The 23141-nt window shown below is 62.8% G+C and carries 21 protein-coding genes and 1 pseudogene; 16 read left to right on the top strand and 6 right to left on the bottom strand.

Going from position 1 to position 23141, the window contains the following annotated elements:
• Nucleotides 1-23 precede the first annotated feature (23 nt).
• Genes pgaA through HOP53_RS18460 form a run of 4 tightly spaced genes read left to right on the top strand, consistent with a single transcriptional unit; the run spans nucleotide 24 to nucleotide 5965 of the window.
• Entirely contained in the window at nucleotides 24-2453 is a 2430-nt protein-coding gene (gene pgaA, locus HOP53_RS18445; protein WP_234271362.1) for a poly-beta-1,6 N-acetyl-D-glucosamine export porin PgaA, read from the top strand.
• On the top strand, nucleotides 2450-4408 hold the full coding sequence (gene pgaB, locus HOP53_RS18450) for a poly-beta-1,6-N-acetyl-D-glucosamine N-deacetylase PgaB (protein ID WP_234271363.1): 1959 nt from the start codon (nucleotides 2450-2452) through the stop codon (nucleotides 4406-4408). The genes pgaA and pgaB overlap by 4 nt, the downstream gene beginning before the upstream one ends.
• Nucleotides 4405-5652 carry a poly-beta-1,6-N-acetyl-D-glucosamine synthase gene (gene pgaC, locus HOP53_RS18455; RefSeq protein ID WP_234271364.1) on the top strand — a complete coding sequence of 416 codons (1248 nt, stop codon included), beginning with the start codon at nucleotides 4405-4407 and terminating at the stop codon, nucleotides 5650-5652. Before pgaB ends, pgaC begins: the two co-directional genes overlap by 4 nt.
• A complete protein-coding gene (locus HOP53_RS18460; protein WP_234271365.1) occupies nucleotides 5645-5965 on the top strand; it encodes a hypothetical protein in 321 nt (106 codons plus the stop codon). The genes pgaC and HOP53_RS18460 overlap by 8 nt, the downstream gene beginning before the upstream one ends.
• A gap of 36 nt (nucleotides 5966-6001) precedes the next feature.
• Here the strand turns inward: HOP53_RS18460 and HOP53_RS18465 are convergent, their stop codons facing one another.
• From HOP53_RS18465 to HOP53_RS18490, 6 genes and pseudogenes are all read right to left on the bottom strand, one after another.
• Nucleotides 6002-6379, bottom strand: a complete 378-nt coding sequence (locus HOP53_RS18465; protein ID WP_234271366.1) for a hypothetical protein — start codon at nucleotides 6377-6379, stop codon at nucleotides 6002-6004.
• Nucleotides 6380-6386: 7 nt separating this feature from the next.
• Nucleotides 6387-7628, bottom strand: coding sequence for a P-loop nucleotide/nucleoside kinase family protein (locus HOP53_RS18470; RefSeq protein WP_234271367.1), 1242 nt, complete (start codon nucleotides 7626-7628; stop codon nucleotides 6387-6389).
• A 28-nt stretch (nucleotides 7629-7656) separates the two neighbouring features.
• Entirely contained in the window at nucleotides 7657-8940 is a 1284-nt protein-coding gene (hemL, locus tag HOP53_RS18475) for a glutamate-1-semialdehyde 2,1-aminomutase (protein ID WP_200825258.1), read from the bottom strand.
• A 189-nt stretch (nucleotides 8941-9129) separates the two neighbouring features.
• Nucleotides 9130-9921 (bottom strand): annotated as a pseudogene (gene thiD / locus HOP53_RS18480) (bifunctional hydroxymethylpyrimidine kinase/phosphomethylpyrimidine kinase); the annotation flags it as partial.
• A gap of 2 nt (nucleotides 9922-9923) precedes the next feature.
• Nucleotides 9924-10355, bottom strand: coding sequence for a protoporphyrinogen oxidase HemJ (gene hemJ, locus HOP53_RS18485; protein ID WP_234271368.1), 432 nt, complete (start codon nucleotides 10353-10355; stop codon nucleotides 9924-9926).
• A 116-nt stretch (nucleotides 10356-10471) separates the two neighbouring features.
• A complete protein-coding gene (locus HOP53_RS18490; protein ID WP_234271369.1) occupies nucleotides 10472-12235 on the bottom strand; it encodes a chloride channel protein in 1764 nt (587 codons plus the stop codon).
• A gap of 139 nt (nucleotides 12236-12374) precedes the next feature.
• Here HOP53_RS18490 and argC point away from each other — a divergent pair, with 139 nt between their 5' ends.
• The 12 genes from argC (at nucleotide 12375) to atpA (ending at nucleotide 23132) form a co-directional block, all read left to right on the top strand.
• Nucleotides 12375-13409 carry an N-acetyl-gamma-glutamyl-phosphate reductase gene (argC, locus tag HOP53_RS18495; protein ID WP_234271370.1) on the top strand — a complete coding sequence of 345 codons (1035 nt, stop codon included), beginning with the start codon at nucleotides 12375-12377 and terminating at the stop codon, nucleotides 13407-13409.
• A gap of 125 nt (nucleotides 13410-13534) precedes the next feature.
• Nucleotides 13535-13888 (top strand): iron-sulfur cluster insertion protein ErpA, encoded by a 354-nt coding sequence (gene erpA / locus HOP53_RS18500; RefSeq protein ID WP_234271371.1) that lies wholly within the window; start codon nucleotides 13535-13537, stop codon nucleotides 13886-13888.
• 534 nt (nucleotides 13889-14422) lie between these two features.
• Entirely contained in the window at nucleotides 14423-16318 is a 1896-nt protein-coding gene (mnmG, locus tag HOP53_RS18505) for a tRNA uridine-5-carboxymethylaminomethyl(34) synthesis enzyme MnmG (RefSeq protein WP_234271372.1), read from the top strand.
• Nucleotides 16315-16980, top strand: coding sequence for a 16S rRNA (guanine(527)-N(7))-methyltransferase RsmG (gene rsmG, locus HOP53_RS18510; protein ID WP_234271373.1), 666 nt, complete (start codon nucleotides 16315-16317; stop codon nucleotides 16978-16980). The genes mnmG and rsmG overlap by 4 nt, the downstream gene beginning before the upstream one ends.
• 29 nt (nucleotides 16981-17009) lie before the next feature.
• Nucleotides 17010-17780 (top strand): ParA family protein, encoded by a 771-nt coding sequence (locus tag HOP53_RS18515; RefSeq protein ID WP_234271374.1) that lies wholly within the window; start codon nucleotides 17010-17012, stop codon nucleotides 17778-17780.
• A 51-nt stretch (nucleotides 17781-17831) separates the two neighbouring features.
• Entirely contained in the window at nucleotides 17832-18746 is a 915-nt protein-coding gene (locus HOP53_RS18520) for a ParB/RepB/Spo0J family partition protein (protein ID WP_234271375.1), read from the top strand.
• Between the two features lie 214 nt (nucleotides 18747-18960).
• Nucleotides 18961-19347: an ATP synthase subunit I gene (locus HOP53_RS18525; protein ID WP_234271376.1), complete on the top strand. Its 387-nt coding sequence runs from the start codon at nucleotides 18961-18963 to the stop codon at nucleotides 19345-19347.
• A gap of 11 nt (nucleotides 19348-19358) precedes the next feature.
• A complete protein-coding gene (atpB, locus tag HOP53_RS18530) occupies nucleotides 19359-20186 on the top strand; it encodes a F0F1 ATP synthase subunit A (protein WP_010625959.1) in 828 nt (275 codons plus the stop codon).
• A 64-nt stretch (nucleotides 20187-20250) separates the two neighbouring features.
• Nucleotides 20251-20478 (top strand): F0F1 ATP synthase subunit C, encoded by a 228-nt coding sequence (atpE, locus tag HOP53_RS18535; RefSeq protein ID WP_010625958.1) that lies wholly within the window; start codon nucleotides 20251-20253, stop codon nucleotides 20476-20478.
• Nucleotides 20479-20551: 73 nt separating this feature from the next.
• Nucleotides 20552-21022: a F0F1 ATP synthase subunit B gene (locus tag HOP53_RS18540; RefSeq protein WP_010625957.1), complete on the top strand. Its 471-nt coding sequence runs from the start codon at nucleotides 20552-20554 to the stop codon at nucleotides 21020-21022.
• Nucleotides 21023-21034: 12 nt separating this feature from the next.
• On the top strand, nucleotides 21035-21571 hold the full coding sequence (locus HOP53_RS18545; protein WP_234271377.1) for a F0F1 ATP synthase subunit delta: 537 nt from the start codon (nucleotides 21035-21037) through the stop codon (nucleotides 21569-21571).
• 16 nt (nucleotides 21572-21587) lie between these two features.
• Complete coding sequence (gene atpA, locus HOP53_RS18550) at nucleotides 21588-23132, top strand: F0F1 ATP synthase subunit alpha (RefSeq protein ID WP_234271378.1); 1545 nt, start codon at nucleotides 21588-21590, stop codon at nucleotides 23130-23132.
• Nucleotides 23133-23141 lie beyond the last annotated feature (9 nt).

Raw genomic sequence — 23141 nt, forward strand, 5'->3', positions numbered from 1 at the left:
CCACCTGCGCGAGACGAGGCCTGATGAAACGCTTGTTACTTGCCGTTGCGCCTCTTTGCTTGATTGCGCTCCACCCAGCGATCTCCTTTGCCGAGACGTCGATCGACACTCAGCGTCAGGCGCTCGTGCAGCAAGCCATCGACAGTGGTCAATGGGAAGCGGCGATACAGCGTCTCGATACGCTCTACTCACACACGGGTGACGTTGCGGTACGCAGTGACCTGATCGCGCTGCTGATACGCGCCGATCGACTCGATGAGGCACTCTCCGTTTGTCCACAATGCCCGGTAGGTACGTACACGAAAAGTGAATTGCTCGATTTGGGCGGTGCAGCACGCCGGCAGGGGAATGCGGAACTCGCACTGAGTTTCTTCTCGCAACTGGCCCTACAAGACCCCGAGGATCCGGCTGCCTGGCTGGGGCAGGCCCTGGCGCACACCGACCTTGGACAGTATGCACTAGCCGAAAGCGCATTGAGTCGCTACGAAATGCTTTCCGGCACCACGCTGGAAGCCATGGAAGCGAGAGGCTACCTGGCGGCCGAGACCGGCAATGTCCTCGCTGAACTCCAGGTACGTCAGGCTCTGGTCGAAACAGGCCCGGACCAAACCAACGAGATACGCGCCCTGTATCGTCTGGCCTTGAGACTCGGCGCCAGCGAGCCTGCACGACGCATGATCGAGCAAAACCCCGAACTCTTTACCTCCAGCGATGCGCTCTGGCTGCGCTACTACGAGGGCGTGAATGCCATCCGCCTCGGTATTCACATCGACGATCATCGCAGTATCGAGCAGGGTCTGGCACTGCTCGATCAGGTACTGGCGGCAGAAGACCTGCATCCCGATCTGGAAAGGCTGGCGAACTTCGACCGCGTCGTGGCACTTGCTCAACTGCGTCGCTTCACACAGGCCGAGGCATTGAGCGAGAGGCTACTGCACCAATACGGCCACCTGCCCAACTACGTCCTGCGAGCCAGGGCGCATGCGCTCGACGGGCTGGGGCGTCCCGAGCAAGCCATCGCGATCTATCAACTCCTTATAAGGGAAGAGCCAGAGCGGGGGGCGGATCTCAGCGATCCTCTCTATGAGGCGCTGTTCTTCAGCCATACGGATGCCAGACAGTTTCGCGAGGCGCAGCGCCTGCTAGAAGCTTGGCGCCGTTCCGAACCTCCCTATCGTCGGGATTTCACCGGCACCACCCATATCGAGAACCCCAATCTATCGAAAGTACTCATGCTCGATAGCATGCTCGAGGCCTGGCGGGGTAACGAGCGGGGGGCGCTGGCTCAGGTCGACGCCTATCTGGCCGAAGCACCAGCCAATGCCTATCTATGGCAGCTACGGGGCGATATCGGACGCTGGCGCGGCTGGCCGGAACAGGCCCAGGCCGACTATCGCCAGGCCGTTTCATTACTGGGACCCGACCATCACGATACGGCTCGCCACGGTGAGTTGACGGCCAGGCTTCAGCAGGGTAACTGGCAAGGCACGGTCACACAGGTACGGCAGGAACTCGACAACGCCAAACCCAGCGTATCGAAAGACAACCTCGAGCGGGAGTGGCGAGAGCAGCGCGCCGCTGAGCTCAGCATTTCCGTCGAGCAAAGCGATGGCCAAGGTGGGGGTGGCACCCAGGCATCCAGGGAGTGGCGCAGCGATGTCATTTTTCGCTCGCCCCGCAGCGACAACGGGTCGCGATACTTCCTGCAGCATCGTCATCAGCAGGGCACCTTCGACGAAGGGCCACTGCGCGCGGGATATGCCATCGCTGGCTTCGAGTGGAACCTCTTCCCCAGCCAGCTCACGCTGGCTGCCGGCCATGGCCTGCAACTCAATGACGAGCCGCATTTCAGCGCGACGCTGCGCCATGACTTCACCGACCATCTCGCCGTCACGCTCGGCGCCGAATACAACAGTCTTACCACGCCGGTACGTGCCTTGAACGACGACGTCAATGCCGACCGCTACCACGCAGCATTGACCTATCGGCGTGATGAAAGACGCAGCCTGGGCACCGAGGTGAGCCTGACCGATTTCGACGATGGCAACCTGCGTCGCAGCGCGCTCGGCTATTGGCAGGAGCGGCTCTATCACCGCGACCGCTGGCTGCTTGCAGCAACCGGCTGGCTCGGCGGTTCTCTCAACGATGAGGTGGATGCCAGCTACTACAACCCCGAGCGGGACACCTACCTCAGTGGAGAGCTGACGCTCGAGTACGCCCATCCCCTGGGCTATCGCCGGACCTTCACTCAGGGCATCACGGCCGGTATCGGTCGGTATTGGCAGCAAGGCGAAGACGACGACGACACCTGGAGCCTCGGCTACCACCAGCGCTGGGAGCTGTTGCCCAGCGTATCCATAGAATACGGCATTGCCCGCCAGCGAGCCGTGTACGACGGCCAGGCCGAACACGACACGGTAGTGACAGCCACCCTGGTATGGAGATTCCCATGAGCGTCCGGATGGCCCTTCTCTTCGGCCTGCTCTGCCTCTGTCTTCTCGCCCAGCCCACCCTGGCGGCCCGGGAGAGCAATGACTTCGTGGTGATCAGCTACCATGACGTGGTCGATCTCGATGTGACACCGGAGCTTGCCCTGCTACCGCAGACGATCACACGAACGCGTCTCATCGAACACTTCAACCTGATTAGGGCACAAGGCTACCAGCCCGTTTCCTTGCAACAGGTACTCAACGCCGAGGCCGGCATCACCCCCTTGCCCGACAAGGCCGTCATGCTGGTCTTCGATGATGGTTATCGCAGCTTTTACGACATCGTCTACCCGCTCCTGCAGCTCTATCGCTACCCTGCCGTCACGGCGATAGTCGGCAGCTGGATCGATGTTTCGTCAACCGACCCCGTGCCCTATGGCGACGGCTTTCTCGAACGGGACCGCATCATGACCCGGGAACAACTACGGGAGCTGCATGCCGATCCGCTGATAGAGATCGCGTCGCATACCTATGACCTCCACTATGGAGTGATCGGCAACCCCCAAGGCAATGAGCAGGCGGCCGCCGTCACCAGCCGCTGGCAGACAGACGGTTACGAGAGCGAGGCCGACTATCTGCAGCGAATACGCGACGACATGCATCGGGCCAGCGAGCAGTTGAAGGAGATCACCGGCACGCCGCCGCGCCTCATGGTGTGGCCCTATGGGGCCTACAGTCAGGCCACTCTGGACATTGCCGCCGAGTACGGCATGCCCCACAGCTTCAGCCTCCTCAGCCAGCCCAACCGTATCGGTGACGGCACCAGGGTCATGGGGCGCTACCTCATCGATCAGGAAACCAGCCTGCAGACCTTCGAGGAGATACTCAGCAACCGGGTGTGGGAACGCGACGTCCTGCGTATCGTGCATGTGGATCTCGACTACGTATACGATCCCGACCCCCTTCAGCAGGAAGCCAATCTGGATCTGCTGATCGACCGCATCTACCGCTTCGGCGTCAGCACGGTCTACCTGCAGGCTTTTGCCGACCCCAACGGCAATGGCGTGGCCGAGGCACTCTATTTTCCCAACCGTCATCTCCCGATGCGCGAGGACCTGTTCAATCGCGTTGCCTGGCAGCTGAAGAAACGCGCCAATGTCAAGGTCTATGCCTGGATGCCGGTGCTCGCCTTCGACCTCGGTCCGGGGCACGCCTACGTCACGGATGCCAGGACCGGGCAGCAGGCACCGGAACACTATCTTCGTCTCTCACCCTACTCGGTATCCAATCGACAGCTCATTGCAGAGATATATGAAGATCTCGGCCGCATGACCAAGTTCGATGGCCTGCTCTTCCATGACGATGCATTCCTGACCGATTTCGAAGATGCCAGCGATGAGGCTCGAAGTGTCTATGCCGCCGAATGGAATCTACCGCCCGATGTCGACAGCATACGCTCTGATGAAGCGCTATTTAGCTTATGGACCCAACGAAAGACGTCGTTCTTGACGCAGTTCACCCTCGAGCTGGTCGAGGCTGCCAACTACTATCGCCAATCCGACAATAAGATATTCACAACTGCTCGAAACATCTTTGCCCTGCCAATCCTGGAGCCTGAAAGTCAGGCCTGGTTCGCACAATCACCAGAGGATTTTGCCTCCGCCTACGACTATGTCGCGGTCATGGCCATGCCTTACATGGAGGCGGCTGACAATCCTCAGCACTGGCTGGGGGAACTGGCACGGGCATCGCTGGCTGCCGTTCCTGCCGATCAGCTGGTGTTCGAATTACAGACTCGCGACTGGCGAGACGATTCGCTGGTTTCCAACGAAGTCCTGATCGACTGGGTCGCCACCGTGAAGCAAAACGGTGTCAGGCACATCGGCTACTATCCAGACGATTTTCACATCAATCACCCCGATATTTACATGTTGCGTCCGACCTTTTCCCTTGGCCAGCGATTTGGGGCGAAGCAATGAATATCCTTGATGCCATATCGATATTTACCTATGCGTATCCCAGCGTCATGGCTACGATATGGATCTGCGGTGGGCTCTACTTTTACCTGCATTGGGAGCGGAAGCAGGCTTGGCCTGCACCCCAGATATGGGATGAGGCATGCCCCAATGTAACCCTGTTACTTCCTTGTTATAACGAAGCCGCGAATATCCGGGAAACCATTGAGCATCTGAAGCATCAAAACTACCCAAAGCTGGAAATTATCGCCATCAACGATGGCAGCCGAGACGCAACAGGGGAGCTGCTGGAATCTCTCAAGCTCACCTGCCCGAACCTTAAGGTCCTTCATCAGAGCAATCAGGGAAAGGCCAGCGCTCTCAACCATGGGCTCGAGGAAGCCACTGGCGAGATCATCGTTGGCATCGATGGCGATGCCATTCTCGATTACGACGCCATCGGCTACATGGTGGGCCACTTCCTGCAAAGTTCCAATGTAAGCGGCGTAACCGGCAATCCCAGGGTGAGAACGCGCTCCACGGTGATCGGCAAGATACAGACCGGCGAGTTCTCCTCCATCATCGGATTGATCAAGCGAGCCCAGCGAATCTACGGCATGGTGTTCACGATTTCCGGCGTGGTTTGCGCGTTTCGACGGAGCGCATTGGAAGCCATCGACGGATGGAACACCGACATGATCACCGAGGACATCGACATCAGCTGGCGTCTGCAAATGGCAGGCGGACAGGTCCGCTACGAGCCGAGAGCGCTGTGCTGGGTGCTGATGCCGGAAACCCTCCGCGGTCTGTTTCGTCAGCGCCTGCGTTGGGCCCAGGGCGGTGCAGAAGTGTTTCTGCGCTACTTCACGCGGACGGTGAGATGGCAGAACCGGCGCTTCTGGCCACTGATGCTGGAGTACATGGTCAGTGTGGTGTGGTGCTATTCGGCTTTGTTCATGCTGCTGTCCTGGCTATTTTCCTTGGCCTTCCTGACATCGTCAGCGATCTACTCGGGCACACTGCTTACCTACATTGCCAGCACCCTTATCATACTGAGCTTCATTCAGTTTACCGTCAGTTTTGCTATCGACAGTCGTTATGAACGGGGCATGTTACGTTGCGCATACTGGTGTGTCTGGTATCCGCTCATCTACTGGTTACTGAACATGGCAACGGTTGTCTTGGCAGTTCCCAAGGCGGCAAAGCGACAGAAAGGCCGATTAGCTACCTGGACCAGCCCGGACAGAGGAGAGATTTTTCATGAATAAGTTGCATCCCGTAGTCATCAACAATCCAGGCAAAAGGAGCCTGTCCTATCGAGCCAGGGACTTATCCATCACCGCACTGACCTTGGCCGTTTGGCTGACGCTGATCGTCAAGACGACCCTCTCCATCATCAGCAGTGATGTCTGGATTATGACGATTGCGACATCGTGGATGCCAAGACTCATTGTCCTGGGGTTCGTACTGACATTCCTCAGCTTTCACTGCTGGGCCATTTACAAGCGATATCTTTATCACCGCAGGCAGGTGCGCAAGCCCGACCTGCATGCTGCCAGGCAATCCGACGCCATGGCCTGACCGAGGAAGGGGCGAAGAAGGGGCGAGATCGGAACGCTATCTGACCCGAAGTCTGATTTCGCTCCCCTGCCCTTGGGAGCTGGAACGGCTGACATTTCCCCGCTTACGAACCTCGACGCTCAGAGCGCCTTCCTGGCTCGTCTGGCGGATGCGTGCTTCCAATACCTCCCCTTTATAGCGGTATTCGCTGGGAACGCTCTCTTCCAGCTCGTGAGTAGTGATCTGCCCCCCATCATCGATCGTCAATGAAGCTTGAAAGCGAGTGTTCGGTACGCCATCGAAGACGATTACGATCTCACTTTCGGGTGGATCACCCCGGCTTATCTGCTCCGACATGGCATTCGCTCCGGCAACGGTCAACTTGAAGCTGAAACCTATCAAGCTGGCCAAGAGGATCCATGAAAGCCTGTTCATTAGGTCCTCAGCTATAGCTCAAATTGAAATGCTTCTCGACCAATAAGGCCAATGTATCACCGACATGTTCCGCCGTGGTATCTATGCGCAACAAATTACGCCTTTCGTCAGGAGAAAAATCCTCGAAGCCGTCCATTTGGCCCTTCAGTACGGCAAGGCTTTCATCTGGATCTACCCCATACTCCCCTGAACGCTTGACGATACGCTTCTTCAAGGTTGCCTCGTCCGCTTCGAAGCTGACGATGAGCACCGGCAGGCCACGCGCCTCGCCCTGCTGGCGCAGCAGCTGCCGCTGCGCTCGTGTCAGGCAGGTGGCATCGATGCAGGTGGGTATGCCGGCATTGAGCAGGAGGCCGGCAAGGCTGGCCAGACGCTGGTAGGTACGCTCGGTGGACTCGGGGCTGAAGATATCCACAGTCGTTTCGGGCTCTACCTCCTGTGGATCGATTCCGAAAAGCCGCCTGCGCTCGGCATCCGAGCACAGCCTGACGGCCCCCAGCCGCTCGACGATCTCGGCCATGAAGCGGCTCTTGCCGCTGCCCGAGACGCCAACCCCGATGATCAACGGCGGAAAGCGGAAGTTGGACACCTGTTCGGCCAGGTCGAGATAGCGACGACACTCGGTCATGATCTCCGCCAGGCGAAATGCCGGCTCACGTCCCGACTCCGAACGCCGCAGCGCTCGCCGCGCCCCTGCCAGGCAACGACACACCGCAAACACCGAGATCAGTCGCATCAGGGAGTAATCACCGGAGAGACGCAGATAGCGATCCAGGGCGTAGTGCGCCAGTCGCGTCTCGTCGCGGACATACAGGCCCACCAGCAGCGAGACCAGGTCGAACCCCGGGTCGAGGCAACGTCTGGCCATGGGATCCGCTGGCTCGAGATCGAGGGCGCTGGTCATGAGGAGGCGCTGGCGATCGCACAGCGGCAGTACCTGCCGGCCCACGATCCAGCTCGGACGCGGTTCGCCACGCTCGTCGAACCATGGTTCGAGCCTCACCATCTCCTGCTCCAACCAGGCCTTGAGCCGCTGCAGGTGCAAGCGATCCTCCTCACCGCTCAGGCGTACATCGAGCACGCCGACCTCCTCTTCGACCAGGGCCCGGGTTGCCGCCAGGGAGCCCGACGACCCCGCATAAGGCAGATCATCGACGAACGAGCGGTGAGACGCCACCAGCGAATCGATCAGCTCATCCAGCTCGAGGGCGGTGGCTGAGGTCGAGCAGGGCACTGAAGTGGCGTCCATGATCACTCCTGTTATCTGTTCATCAAGCCTAGCGTACCTTGGCAAATGCCTTCTCGGCAGCGTCCAGCGTGAATTGAATGTCTTCCGGCGTATGCGCGCTCGACATGAATCCCGCCTCGTAGGCCGAGGGTGCCAGGTAAACGCCCTCTTCCAGCATTGCCGCAAAGAAGCGGCGGAAGGCCTCGGCATCGCAGGCCGTGGCCTGGGCAAAATTGTCGACCCGAGTCTGTCCGGTGAAGAACAACCCGAACATGCCACCCACGCGCTGAGTGATCATGTCGACCCCGGCGGCATCGGCGCGCTCCTGCAGCCCGTGGCAGAGGGTTTCCACGCGCTGCGCCAGGGCATCGTGGAAGCCGGGCTCGCGCAGCTTGGTCAACAGGGCGATACCGGCGGCCATGGCCAGCGGATTGCCCGACAGCGTACCCGCCTGGTAGACCGGCCCCAGCGGTGAGATCTGCTCCATGATCGCACGCTTGCCGCCGAAGGCGCCCACCGGCATGCCGCCGCCGACGATCTTGCCCAGACAGGTCAGGTCGGGCTCGATGCCGAAGTGCGCCTGGGCCCCACCCAGGGCAACGCGAAAACCGGTCATCACTTCATCAAAGATCAGCACACTGCCGTACTCGGTGCAAACCCGGCGCAGGGTTTCGAGGAAACCCGGCTGCGGCGGAATGCAGTTCATGTTCCCCGCCACCGGCTCGACGATGATGCAGGCGATCTCGCTGCCGATCTCCTCGAAGCAGGCTTCCACCTCATCGAGATCGTTGTAGGACAGCGTGATGGTGTGCTCGGCCAGCGACGCCGGCACGCCCGGGGAGCTGGGCTCGCCATGGGTCAGGGCACCGGAGCCGGCCTTGACCAGCAGCGAGTCGGAGTGGCCGTGGTAGTTGCCCTCGAATTTGACGATCTTGTCGCGTCCGGTATAGCCACGCGCCAGTCGAATCGCCGACATGGTGGCCTCGGTGCCCGAATTGACCATGCGCACCAGTTCGATGGTCGGGATCATCTCGCAGATCAGCTCGGCCATGGTGGTCTCGATGGCCGTCGGCGTGCCGAACGAAAGGCCATGGTCGAGTCGGCTGCGCACGGCCCCCAGCACGTCCGGATCGGCGTGGCCGGTAATCATCGGCCCCCAGGAGCCGACATAGTCGACATAACGCTTGCCTTCGACGTCGAACAGGTAGGCACCCTGCGCCCGCTCCATGAACACCGGCGGCCGGTGCAGGCCCTTGAAGGCCCGCACGGGAGAATTGACGCCACCGGGAATATGGCGGCGAGCCTGTTCGAAGAGCGTTTCGGAAGTGGTCATGTAAGCCTCTTTGCTGTCACGAGAATGGTGTAACCCCGTCACGGGAAGTGCCAGGCTCACGCTGCCCGGTCTGTGGATAACTTCTTGGATAACCTTGGAATGCGTGGTGAAGTTACGGTGATCTTCGCTCATTGAAGGGGCTTTGGCCACGCCCTGTAAGGGATCGTGCCAGCTGCCCTGGGCAGCCGTTCGCCGCGGCAGCGCCTGAGCATTACCCGGCTGCCAGGCCTTGGCCAGCGCCTGCCAGGTGAAGCGCTGAGCCTGCTCGCAGGCAACCTCCATGGACTCACCGGCCGCGAGCCGTGCCGCCAACGCTGCGGCCAGCGTGCAGCCCGAGCCGTGAAACCTGCCTGCCAGCCGCGGCCAGCGCCAGGCACGGTTCTGTTCTGATGCATACAGCACCTGCTCGACGACATCCTGCGGCACGTTGCTATCGGGGTCATCGCTGCCGGTCACCAGCACGGCACGACAGCCCAGCGCCATCAATCGACGCGCACGCGCTTCGTCATCCTGTGGCTCCGTTCCGGCCAGGCGTTCGAGCTCGAGACGATTCGGCGTCAGGATATCCACAAGCGGTAGCAGACGAGAGCGGAAGGCCTCGACCATGGTGGATGTGGATAACTCCTTTCCGCCACCCGCCTTGAGCACCGGATCGACCACCACGGGGATGCCTGGATGCGCTTTGATGATGTCGACCACGGCATCGAGCGTCTCGCGGCTCACCAGCAGGCCGACCTTGATCGCCGCCAGGTGAAAGCCGGAGAGCCGCGCCGCCATCTCGCGAATCAGCTCGGCCGGCACCGGTACCACGCGGTGCACGTCGCGGCAGTCCTGTATCGTCAGCGCCGTCGGCACCGTCAGCGCCCAACCGCCACAGGCGGCGATCGCCTCGCCGTCGGCCATGATGCCCGCGCCGCCGGTAGGGTCGTGGCCGGCCATCACCAGCACCACGGGCAGCTGTGCGTTCGTTTCGCCGGCCATGGTCAGAACGGCTTCAGTACGGCCAGGATCACGATGGCCAGCAGCACGACCACCGGCAGCTCGTTGAACCAGCGAAAGAACACGTGGCTGCGACGACAGCGCCCCGCGGCGAACTGCTTGAGATAGACCAGGCAGACATGGTGGTAGGCCACCAGCAACACCACCAGCAGCAGCTTGACGTGCATCCAGCCCATGCCGAGCCAGTGCGGCATCAGATAGAGCAGCCACAGGCCGAACACGATCACCGCGATCATCGAAGGCGTCATGATGCCGCGATAGAGCTTGCGCTCCATCACGCTGAAGTAATCGATGGCCTGCTGCTCGCCCTTGTCGCGCGCCATGGCGTGATAGACATAGAGGCGCGGCAGGTAGAACAGCGCCGCGAACCAGGTCACCACGGCCACGATGTGCAGCGCCTTGATCCAGAGATACATGCAGTCTCCTCAGAGATGACGACGACGATCGCTGCCGCCTCGTTTCATTGAACGTACTTCAAGTACTAGCCCGGCCCACTTCAATGACTCGCTTCAGCGACTCTCACTTCAGCGACTCACTTCAATGAATAGTAACGCTCGATGGAGCCGCGGGTGATGATACCGGAAATTCGCTGCTGCTTCGGGCGCCGTCCCTGCTCGACGAACAGCGCATCGACCGCCTGATCGTTGAGCCTTTCGAACGCCTCCGACAGGGTTGCCTGATGATGGATCGGCGCCATTTCCAAACGCAGCCCCGGTACCTCGAGCAGATCGATCAGCGCCTCTTCGTCTTCGCCAACCGCTTCGGCTTCCTGCGTTTCGTCCATCAAGGCACGGGCCAGGTCAGCGGCCTTGAGCGCCAGTGTCGGCTTGTCGTCGCTCGAACGTACGATCAATATCCAGGCCGGTCTGGCATCGAGCAGCACCCGCGCCTGATCGCGGGTAACCATGCGCGGCGTGGCGACGAAGCTGCGCTCCATCACCGCCGGCACCGAGACCCGCGACAGCGCCTGCATCAGCGGCTGTTGCAGCGGGTGCAGGCCATGGCGGGTCACGCTGATGAAGAAGCCGTCGCAGCGACACAGCTGGCGTGCCGTCAGTCCCGACACCACCACCGCCAGCATGCCCGGCAGGATGATGTTGGGGTTGTGGGTCAGTTCCAGCAGTGCCATGAGCGCCGCCAGAGGCGCCTGCAGCACCGCCCCCATCATCGCCGCCATGCCCAGCATGGCGTAGAACCCCGGCTCCATCTCAAGTTGCGGGAACAGCCAGGCGCCCAGCAGCTCGGCCAGAGCGCCGGCGGCGGCCCCGACCACCAGCACCGGGCCGATGATGCCGATGGGAATACCGCTGGCCACGGTGATGGCGGTGAGCAGCAGCTTGGCTACCACCAGGGCCAGCAGCACCTCGACGGCCAGATTGCCGGCCAATGCGGCTTCCATGCTGTCGTAACCGATGCCCTGGACTTCGGGATACCACCACGCCACCGTTGCCGTGGCCAATGCCACCAGCGCCAGACGCAGCGGCACCGGCAGCCCGGCGATGCGTTCGCTGCGCGCCACGTGGATGAAGAGTCCGGCCAGCAGCCCGATGAACAGCGCCGTGACCACGATCCACGGCAGATTCATCAACGAGCCCAGGCTGACGCTGGGTACCTGGAAGGCCGGCTCGGAACCGTATACCAGCATGGCCACCAGCGCCCCCATGGTGGAGGCCAGAATCACGGGCATGAAGCCGGCAATGGTGTACTCCATCATCACCACTTCCATGGCGAAGATGACACCGGCAATCGGGGTATTGAACGAGGCCGAGATGCCCGCCGCCGTGCCACAGGCCACCAGCACTCGCAGGCTGTTGTGCGGCAGGCGCAACTGCTGGCCCAGGCCGCTGGCCGCGGCCGCGCCTAGATGTATCGCCGGCCCTTCGCGGCCGGCGGAGAGGCCGCCCAGCACCGTGGTCACCCCCACCCACCACTGATTGATCCAGTTGCGCAGCGGAAAGCGCCCCTGATGATAGGTGAGCCGCTCGATCACGTGACCGACGCCCAGCTTGCGAGCGGCGGGCGGCTGACGCCACAGGAAAATGCCGATCACGGCCACGGCGATCAAAGGCAGGCTCGTGCGCACCATCGGCGGCAAACCCTCGAAGGCCTCGTGATCGCCACCGGGCATGAACAGCACGCCCCCCAGCTCGAGCAGCAAGCGGAAGGCGACCATCACCGCACCGGTAACGAGCCCCGAGACGACGCCCAGCACACACAGCTGCGGCAAGGCATCGACGCTGGCCAGCTGGCGGCGAAACCTCTCGAGACTGAAGCTAGGTAGCGAAAGACGCGGCACGGCAGTTTCCTGTCCAGGCATTCCTTGTGAGTGGGACGCGCCGGCTGGGTGGTCGCCCCCTCTCTTGTGTATCATATCCGGACAGAGCGGTCCCGTTGGCAGCCGCTCCCTGCCAGGCAACCATCGAAGGAGTCGCATCGTGATCAAGGTCGGAATCGTCGGCGGCACCGGTTACACCGGGGTCGAACTGCTCAGGCTGCTGGCGCAGCACCCGCAAGTCGAGGTCGAAGCGATCACCTCGCGCTCCGAAGCCGGTGTGCGCGTCTGCGACATGTACCCCAACCTGCGCGGTCACTACGACGAGCTGGCCTTCAGCGAGCCCGACCCGAAGCGTCTGGGAACCTGCGACGCAGTCTTCTTCGCCACTCCCCACGGCGTCGCCCATGCCCTGGCCGGCGAGCTGCTCGAGCGGGGCACCCGAGTGATCGACCTCTCCGCCGACTTCCGCCTGCGTGACGCCGAGGTATGGGCCGAGTGGTACGGCCAGCCTCACGGCGCCCCGGAGCTGCTCGAAGAAGCCGTGTACGGGCTGCCCGAGATGCACCGCGAGCGCATCCGCCAGGCGCGCCTGATCGCCGTGCCCGGCTGCTATCCCACCGCGGTGCAGCTGGGCCTTCTGCCGCTGCTGGAAGCCGGCCTGATCGACGCCGACCACCTGATCGCCGACTGCAAGTCGGGCGTCACCGGCGCCGGCCGCGGCGCCAAGGTGCCCTCACTGCTGGCCGAAGCCAGCGAATCGATGAAGGCCTACGGCGCTTCCGGCCACCGCCACCTGCCGGAAATCCGCCAGGGCCTCGCCGATGCCGCCAACGGCCCGGTGGGTCTGACCTTCGTGCCCCACCTGACGCCAATGATCCGCGGCATTCACGCCACCCTGTACGGACGCCTGACCGGTGAGCCCGGCGATCTGCAGGCGCTGTTCGAGCGGCGCTTCGCCGACGAGCCCTTCGTCGACGTGATGCCCGCCGGCAGCCACCCCGAGACGCGCAGCGTCAAGGGCGCCAACGTCTGCCGTCTGGCCGTGCATCGGCCGGGCAACGGCGACACCGTGGTGGTACTCTCGGTGATCGACAACCTGGTCAAGGGCGCTTCCGGCCAGGCGGTGCAGAACCTCAATCTGATGTTCGGCTTCGACGAGCATGCCGGACTCGCCGCCCCCGCCCTGATGCCCTGACCCTTTGCATATACCCTTACTGCCGAGGCTCACCGCCAGGTGGCCCTCGGCAATAGTTGACCCTTTTGCTAGGAATTGAAGATAATCGACTGTTATCCATTCATTCGGCTCACGGGAGGATGCCCATGAGCGGCGCAGAATCTTTCGTCCCCACTCCCATGATGCTCAGCGCAGCCGCCAGGAAGCGGCTCCAGACGCTGATTGCGGAGGAGGGCAAGCCCGAACTCAAGCTGCGCGTCTACGTGACGGGCGGCGGCTGCTCGGGTTTCCAGTACGGCTTCGACTTTGCCGACACCACAGGCGAGGACGATACCGTCATCGAATTCGGTGAGGTGGCCCTGGTGGTCGACGAACTCTCTTATCAGTATCTCGTAGGGTCCACCGTCGACTACGAAGAGGGACTCGCGGGCGCTCGCTTCCTGGTGCAGAACCCCAACGCCACGACCACCTGCGGCTGCGGCGCTTCCTTCATGGTCTGAGCCTACTCCCTCTCTTCAAGCCCGATCGTAAGCCCTGTCGTTCCCGACAGGGCTTTTTTTTCGCCTGTGGATAAATTTTCTCCCATGGCGCTCCCCAGGGGCTGGCAAGCCGCATGAGCCCGGGCTTTTGCCGTTTCCAGCTCGACTGTTCACAGCTGCGGTGACAAGCACGGTAGGCAACGGTGGAAAAGCGGTGTAGCGTTGGCGCTGTGGAAAAGCCCCTCTTTTATACACAGCCTCGCCACCGTTCGCCCTCAGCTCGTCATCCTCTTCTCACCATGAAAGTCAACAATGCAAGAACATGAAATCTATGTGGTATCAACTGTTATCCACAGATTTTGTCCACACCAGTAGTCACAACCACAATAGAACTTCTCTCTTTTAATCATTCTGTTTTGTTTAGTGAGTGGTAGATCGCGTCTGACGAGCAAACCCGGTGTGGAAAACCCTGACGGTTACCCACAGTCGGTTTATACTGGCAGGCTGTTTTTCATCCCTAGGCAATATCCGCGCGCAAGCGCAACGAGGTGCACCTTGGAGTATCCCGACCGCTTTGACGTCATCGTCATCGGCGGCGGCCATGCGGGAACCGAAGCCGCTCTGGCCTCCGCCCGCATGGGCTGTCAGACCCTGCTGCTGACCCACAACATCGAGACACTCGGTCAGATGTCCTGCAATCCCGCCATCGGCGGGATCGGCAAGAGCCATCTGGTCAAGGAGATCGATGCGCTGGGCGGTGCCATGGGCCTGGCCACCGATCTCGGTGGCATTCAGTTCCGCGTACTCAACGCCCGCAAGGGTCCGGCGGTGCGTGCTACTCGCGCCCAGGCCGACCGTGTGCGCTACAAGGCGGCCATTCGCGGCATGCTGGAGAACGCCCCCAACCTGACGATCTTTCAGCAGGCGGCCGGGGATCTGATCGTCGATGGCGACACCGTGCGTGGCGTGGTCACCGAGACCGGCATCCGTTTTCGTGCCGAAACCGTGGTGCTGTGTACCGGCACCTTCCTCGGTGGGGTGATCCACATCGGGCTCGAACAGAGCCGCGGCGGCCGCGCCGGCGACCCGCCCTCCAACGCCCTGGCCAACCGCCTGCGCGAGCTGCCGTTTCGGGTCGATCGCCTCAAGACCGGCACCCCGCCGCGGCTGGATGCCAAGAGCGTCGATTTCTCGGTGCTCGAGGAGCAGCCCGGCGACACGCCGACCCCGGTGATGTCCTTCCTCGGTAATCGCGAGATGCACCCGCGTCAGGTGAGCTGTCACATTGCGCACACCAACGAGCGCACCCACGAGATCATCTTTGCCAACCTCGACCGCTCGCCGATGTATTCCGGCGTGATCGAGGGTGTCGGGCCGCGCTACTGTCCATCGATCGAGGACAAGGTGCACCGCTTCGCCGACAAGGCGAGCCACCAGGTGTTCATCGAGCCCGAGGGCCTCGACACTCACGAGCTCTACCCCAACGGGATTTCGACTTCGCTGCCGTTCGACGTGCAGCTGCAGGTGGTGCGCTCGATCAAGGGACTGGAGAACGCGCATATCACCCGCCCCGGCTATGCCATCGAGTACGATTTCTTCGATCCGCGCGATCTCAGGCACTCGCTGGAAACCAAATTCATCCACAACCTGTTTTTCGCCGGTCAGATCAACGGCACTACCGGCTACGAGGAGGCCGGCGCCCAGGGGCTGCTCGCCGGCCTCAATGCCGCGCGCCGTGCCAAGGGGCTCGAGGCCTGGTGGCCGCGGCGCGACGAGGCCTACCTCGGCGTGCTGGTCGACGACCTGATCACCCTGGGCACCAAGGAGCCCTACCGCATGTTCACCTCGCGCGCCGAGTACCGCCTTCTGCTGCGCGAGGACAACGCCGACCTGCGCCTGACCGAGGCCGGCCGCGAGCTGGGGCTGGTCGATGACGCACGCTGGGCCGCGTTCAGCGTCAAGCGCGAGGCGATCGAGCGCGAGAGCGCCCGGCTCAAGGCCAGCTGGGTGCAGCCCGGCAGTCCGGCCGCCGAGGCCATCGAGGTCAGGACCGGCAAGCCGCTGGCCCGCGAGTACAGCCTGCTCGACCTGCTCAAGCGCCCCGAGCTCGGCTACGCCGACGTGGCCCACCTCGCCGGCGAGCCGGTGAACGACGAGGCGGTGGCCGAGCAGGTACAGATTCAGGCCAAGTACCAGGGCTATATCGACCGTCAGCAGGACGAGATCGACAAGCTCAAGCGTCACGAAGCCACCCCGCTGCCGGCCGATCTCGACTATGCCCAGGTCGAGGGGCTCTCCCACGAGATTCGTCAGAAGCTTGCCGAGGCGCGTCCCGAGACCCTGGCCCAGGCCTCGCGGATCTCCGGCGTGACCCCAGCGGCGGTCTCTATCTTGCTGATCCACCTGAAAAAACGCCGTCTTCTCGACGACACGCGAGTGGCCAACGCATGAGCGAAGCCATCACGCCTCAAGTGGCGGCTCGCCTCGACGAAGGCTTCGCGGCACTGGGTATCGAACTCGGCGCAGAGAAGCGCGAGCGACTGCTGCGCCTGGTCGAGCTGTTGCACAAGTGGAATCGCGCCTATAACCTCACCGCGATACGCTCACCGGAAGAGATGGTGTCAAGGCACCTGCTCGACAGCGCGGCCGTGCTGCCTCATGTCGGCGCCGCGCCGCTGCTCGACGTCGGCGCCGGCCCCGGGCTGCCGGGGCTGGTGTTGGCGATCCTCGAGCCGAGCCTGGCGGTCACGCTGCTCGACAGCAATGGCAAGAAGGTGCGCTTTCAGCGCCAGGCGGTGATGGAGCTGGGATTGACCAACGTCACCCCGGTGCAGGCCAGGGTCGAGGCCTTCAAGCCACCGCCGGGAGGCTTCGCGCAGATCGTCTCACGCGCCTTCGCCAGCCTGGCGGATTTCGTCGCGCTGACCGAGCCGCTGCTGGCCCGCGACGGACGCTGGCTGGCCATGAAGGGGCCGGCCGCCGATGACGAGCTGGCGGCGCTGGATGCCGGCGTGGTCGTGAGCGAGCGCCACGTGCTGGCGGTACCGTTTACCGTGGGGGAGCGTCAGCTGTTGATCGTCGAGCGAACCGATTCCAACCCAGGCCGCCGTTGAAGCGAGCCGTCGACGCAAGGAAGTCGCCCGTGAGTCAAATCATCGCCTTGACCAACCAGAAGGGCGGCGTGGGCAAGACCACTACCGCCGTCAACCTGGCCGCCAGCCTGGCCGCGCTGGATCGTCGCGTGCTGCTGGTGGATCTCGACCCCCAGGGCCATGCCACCATGGGCAGCGGCATCGACAAGCACTCGCTCGAGGGCAGCGTGCTCGACCTGCTGCTGGGCGAGAAGAGTGCTCCCGAGGTGATGCTCGACTGCCCCACCGCCGGCTACTCGCTGCTGCCCGGCAACGGCGATCTCACCGCCGCGGAAGTGGAACTGCTCGACCGCGCCGAGGGCCGCGAGCGCAGCCTGACCGAGGCTCTGGCCAGCGTTGCCGGCGAGTACGACGTGGTGCTGATCGACTGCCCGCCTTCGCTCAACATGCTCACCGTCAACGCCCTGACCGCCGCCAATGGCGTGCTGATCCCGCTGCAGTGCGAGTTCTATGCCCTGGAGGGACTCTCGGCGCTGCTCGACACCGTGGAGCAGATCAAGGACAGCGTGAACCCCGACCTGGCGATCTATGGCATCCTGCGTACCATGTTCGACGGTCGCAACAGCCTGACTCGGGATGTTTCCAAGCAACTGCGCGACTATTTCGGCGAGGCGCTGCTCAAGACCACGATCCCGCGCAACGTGCGGGTGGCCGAGGCGCCGAGCCACGGCCTGCCGGTGACCAAGTACGCGCGCTTCTCGCGCGGCAGCCAGGCCCACCGGGTGCTGTCCAAGGAACTGATTCGTCGCCTGTCGCTGTAGTGCGCCGGGTGGAGCCTACTGTCGTGACCCGCTCGTGATGAGGGAATGCTGATGACGCGAAAACGCGCCCTGGGCCGCGGCCTGGATGCCCTGATCGGTGCCGGCGCCCGCCGCCGCGAGAATCTCGAGCTGCCCGAGGGGCAGGCCTTGCCCGACGCTGCGAGCGAACCGGCGGTGGTAGCCGAGATCGAGGAGCGACTCGAACGCCTGCCGCTGAGCCAGCTCACCCGCGGCAAGTATCAGCCGCGTCGCGACATCCAGCCCGAGGCGCTGGAGGAGCTGGCCGACTCGATCCGTGCTCAGGGCGTGATGCAGCCCATCGTGGTACGGCCCATCGGCGAGTCGCGCTACGAGATTATCGCCGGTGAGCGGCGCTGGCGCGCCTCCCAGTTGGCCGAACTCGACACCATCCCGGCGGTGATCCGCGAGGTCAGCGACGAAGTCGCCCTGGCCCTGGCGCTGATCGAGAACATTCAGCGCGAGAACCTCAACCCGGTGGAAGAGGCGATGGCGCTCAAGCGGCTGCTCGAGGAGTTCGAACTCACCCAGCAGCAGGTGGCCGATGCGGTGGGCAAGTCCCGCGCCCAGGTCGCCAACCTGCTGCGCCTGCTGGCGCTGGACCCGGAAGTGCAGACCCTGCTCGAGCGCGGCGATCTCGACATGGGCCATGCCCGTGCCCTGCTCGTGCTGCCCGCCGCCAAGCAGCGTCGCGCGGCCCACGAGGTGGTCAACAAGGATCTCACCGTGCGCGATACCGAAGCGCTGGTGAAGCGTCTGACCCAGGGCGAACCGAAGAGAGTCGCGGCGGCGGCACCCAGCCCCGACGTTGCGCGTCTGGAGACCCGCCTCGGCGAAGTGCTGGGGGCTCCGGTCAGGATTCAGCACGGTCGCGGCGGCAAGGGGCGGGTCACCATCCGCTATTCCAGCCTCGAGGAACTGGACGGTATTCTCGAGCACATTCGTTGAGTGATGCGGCCCGTGAGATGTCGACAATGACTTCCACCTTTGGTCGCATAGCTACGTCATTCGAGCCTAAAAGCGTCCTGGCCGGTTGAAGGGCCAGAGGCGCTTCCCTATAATCCGCCGTTGTTTGCCTGAGTGTCACGCTCGGCCAAGCCGGCACCCAAACCCTGCCTAGGCAGGGGCAGGAAATGTCGACAGGATGCACGGACAAGCTGCCATGAGGCGCCGGCGCCCGGATTTCACCCGCCTCTTTCTGGCTCAGGGCTTCGCCACCTTGCTGGTCGCCCTGCTGGCTGGCCTGCGACATGGTCACGAAGGGGTGCTGTCGGCCCTGATGGGCGGCTTGGTCAGCCTGCTGCCTTCGCTCTATTTCGTCTGGCGCGGGCTGCGCGTTCGGGACGGCCGGCGACCGCGGGTCAGCGTGATGAATCTCTATCAGGCAGCGATGGGAAAGTTCGGTTTGACGGTGGCACTGTTCGTGATCGTGTTCGTCCTAGTGCCCCCCTCAAACCCGGCTTTTTTCTTTGTCGCATATGTGGCGGCGCAGCTCATGCACTGGCTGACACCCTGGCTACTGCGTGACCGACCGACCCAACGAACCTGAGGTAGCAGCGTATGGCAGCAGGTAATGAAATAACCGCCATTTATTACATACAGCACCACCTTCAGAACCTGACCTTCGGCAGGCATCCCGAGCTCGGTTGGAAGTTCGCCAGCACCTCGACCGAAGCCCAGGAGATGGGATTCATGGCCATTCACGTGGACACCATGGGCTGGTCCATCGCCATGGGTGTGCTGTTCCTGTGGCTGTTCCGCAAGGCCGGCCAGATGGCGACTACCGGCGTGCCCGGCGGGCTGCAGAACGCTGTTGAGATGGTCATCGAGTTCATCGAGAACCTGACCCGTTCGACCTTCCATGGCAAGAATCCGCACATCGCGCCCATCGCGCTGACGCTGTTCATGTGGATCCTGCTGATGAACACGCTGAAAATCCTGCCGGTCGACTACTTCCCCGAGCTGTTCGGCCGCCTCGGCGTCGAATACATGAAGATCGTGCCCACCACCGACGTCAACGCCACCCTCGGCATGGCGCTGGGCGTGTTCTGTCTGATCGTCTACTACAGCTGCAAGGTCAAGGGTGTCGGCGGCTTCGCCAAGGAGCTTTCGCTCACGCCTTTCAACCACTGGCTGCTGATCCCGTTCAATCTGGTCCTCGAAATCGTCGGCCTGATCGTCAAGCCCATCAGCCTCGCACTGCGACTGTTCGGCAACATGTTCGCCGGCGAAGTGATCTTCATCCTGATCGCGTTGCTGCCGTTCTGGGCGATCTGGGTGCTCGACGTGCCGTGGGCCATCTTCCACATTCTGGTGGTATCGCTGCAGGCCTTCATCTTCACGACCCTGTCGATCGTGTACCTGAGTGCCGCTCACGAGCACCACTGAACCAAGCAACCCTTGCAACGAAGTACTGAAACTAACCTCAACCTGACCTACTAGGAGCAACATCATGGAAATCGTCTACCTTGCCGCCGCCATCATCATCAGCGTCAGCGCCCTGGCTACCGGCATCGGCTTCGCCATGCTGGGCGGCAAGCTGCTCGAGTCCACCGCTCGCCAGCCGGAGCTGGGCGACCAGCTGCAGACCCGTACCTTCATCATGGCCGGCCTGCTCGACGCCGTGCCGATGATCGGCGTCGGTATCGCGATGTACCTGATCTTCGTCGTTGCCGGTTAAAGACAGCACCGAGCGCTGAGGCGCTCGGTTCGCTTCTCTCCGGTTGCCACGAACCCGTCAGAGGTACATACCCGTGAATATCAACATGACGCTTATCGGGCAGACGATCGCCTTCGCGATCTTTGTCTGGTTCTGCATCAAGTACGTGTGGCCGCCGATCAGCTCCGCGCTCCACGAGCGCCAGAAGAAGATCGCCGATGGCCTCGACGCGGCCAGCCGGGCTTCCCGCGACCTCGAGCTTGCTCAGGAGCAGGCTGCTCAGACGCTGCGCGAGAGCAAGGAGCAGGCCTCCCAGATCCTCGAACAGGCCCACAAGCGCTCCACTCAGATGATCGAGGAAGCGCGTGAGCAGGCCCGTGCCGAAGGCGAACGCCTGGTGGCTGGCGCCCGTGCCGAGATCGATCAGGAAATCAATCGCGCCAAGGAAGAGCTTCGCGCCCAGGTGGCGACACTTGCCATCGTCGGGGCCGAGCGTGTTCTGGAAGCCTCCGTCGACGAGAAGGCGCACCGCAAGCTGCTCGACAAGCTTGCCGCCGAACTGTGAAGGAGGTGACCCATGGCGGAAACGTCAACCGTCGCACGCCCCTACGCCAAGGCGGCTTTCGAGTATGCGCGTGACCACAAGGCGCTGGAAGCCTGGTCCGACATGCTGGTCAAGCTGGGCCAGGTCGTAGCGGAGCGTGATGCGCAGAAACTGTTCGCGAGCCCCAAGCTGACCGACGACCGCAAGGTCGAGCTGGTCATCGAGCTGGCCGAGGCCAAGGTCGACGACGCAGGCCGTCGTTTCCTGGAGTCGCTTGCCGAGAAAGGGCGTCTTACCGCCCTGGGTGCCATTGCCGAGCAGTTCGAACGTCTGCGCGCCGAGCATGACAAGCGTGTCGACGTCACCGTAGTCACGGCCTTTGCGCTCGACGACAAGCAGCAGGACAAGCTCGCAGGCGCGCTCAAGAAGCGGCTGAATCGCGAAATCTCCATTACCACTCAGGTGGATCCGAAGCTTATCGGGGGCGTTATCCTGCGCGCCGGCGACACCGTCATCGACGGGTCGGTGCGCGGTCGACTGAACCGCCTCTCCGAAGCCCTTACCGCCTGAGTCTGAGGGACATGGCATGCAGCAACTGAATCCTTCCGAGATCAGCGACATCATCAAGCAGCGTATCGAAAAGCTGGATGTCGCATCCGAAGCCCGCAATCAGGGCACCATCGTCAGCGTCTCCGACGGCATCGTGAAGATTCACGGTCTCGAGGACGCGATGTTCGGTGAGATGATCGAATTCCCCGGCGGTATCTACGGCATGGTGCTCAACCTCGAGCGCGACTCCGTGGGCGCCGTGGTGCTGGGCGACTACCTGAAGCTGGAAGAGGGCATGACCGCCAGCTGTACCGGTCGTATCCTCGAGGTGCCGGTGGGCCCCGAACTGGTTGGCCGCGTGGTCGATCCGCTGGGTAACCCCATCGACGGCAAGGGCGACGTGGGCGCCAAGCTGACCGACGCGGTGGAAAAGGTCGCCCCGGGCGTCATCACCCGTCAGTCGGTTGACCAGCCGATCCAGACCGGTCTCAAGGCGATCGACGCCATGGTGCCGATCGGCCGCGGCCAGCGTGAGCTGATCATCGGCGACCGTCAGATCGGTAAGTCGGCCATCGCCGTCGATGCCATCATCAACCAGAAGGGCAAGGGCGTCATCTGTATCTACGTGGCCATCGGTCAGAAGCAGTCGACCATTGCCAACGTGGTGCGCAAGCTCGAGGAGCACGGCGCGATGGATCACACCATCGTCGTCGCTTCCGGCGCCGCCGACCCGGCCCCGATGCAGTTCCTGGCGCCCTACGCCGGCTGCACCATGGGCGAGTACTTCCGCGACCGCGGTCAAGATGCGCTGATCGTCTATGACGATCTGACCAAGCAGGCCTGGGCCTACCGTCAGGTGTCCCTGCTGCTGCGTCGTCCGCCGGGCCGTGAAGCCTACCCGGGTGACGTCTTCTATCTCCACTCGCGTCTGCTCGAGCGTGCCGCTCGCGTCAACGCCGACTACGTGGAGAAGTTCACCAACGGTGAGGTCAAGGGCAAGACCGGCTCGCTGACCGCGCTGCCGATCATCGAGACCCAGGGCGGCGACGTTTCCGCGTTCGTTCCGACCAACGTGATCTCGATCACCGACGGCCAGATCTTCCTGGAAACCGACCAGTTCAACGCAGGTATCCGCCCGGCCATCAACGCCGGTCTGTCGGTATCCCGTGTGGGTGGTGCGGCCCAGACCAAGATCATCAAGAAGCTTGGCGGTGGCGTGCGTCTGGCACTCGCCCAGTACCGCGAGCTGGCGGCCTTCTCTCAGTTCGCTTCCGACCTGGACGAAGCCACCCGCAAGCAGCTGGAGCACGGTCAGCGTGTCACCGAGCTGATGAAGCAGAAGCAGTATTCGCCGCTGTCCGTGGCCGAGATGGGCGTGTCGCTGTATGCCGCCAACGAAGGCTTCCTGGATGACGTCGATGTGAGCAAGGTGCTGGACTTCGAGCGTGCCCTGCACGAGTACATGAGGTCCGAGCATGCCGAGCTGCTCGACAAGATCAACCAGACCGGCGACTACAACGACGAGATCCAGCAAGGGCTGAAGCAGGGTCTCGAGCAGTTCAAGGCCACTCAGAGCTGGTAATTCCGCTGG

The sequence above is a fragment of the Billgrantia ethanolica genome (assembly GCF_021404305.1).
GTDB lineage: Bacteria > Pseudomonadota > Gammaproteobacteria > Pseudomonadales > Halomonadaceae > Halomonas > Halomonas ethanolica.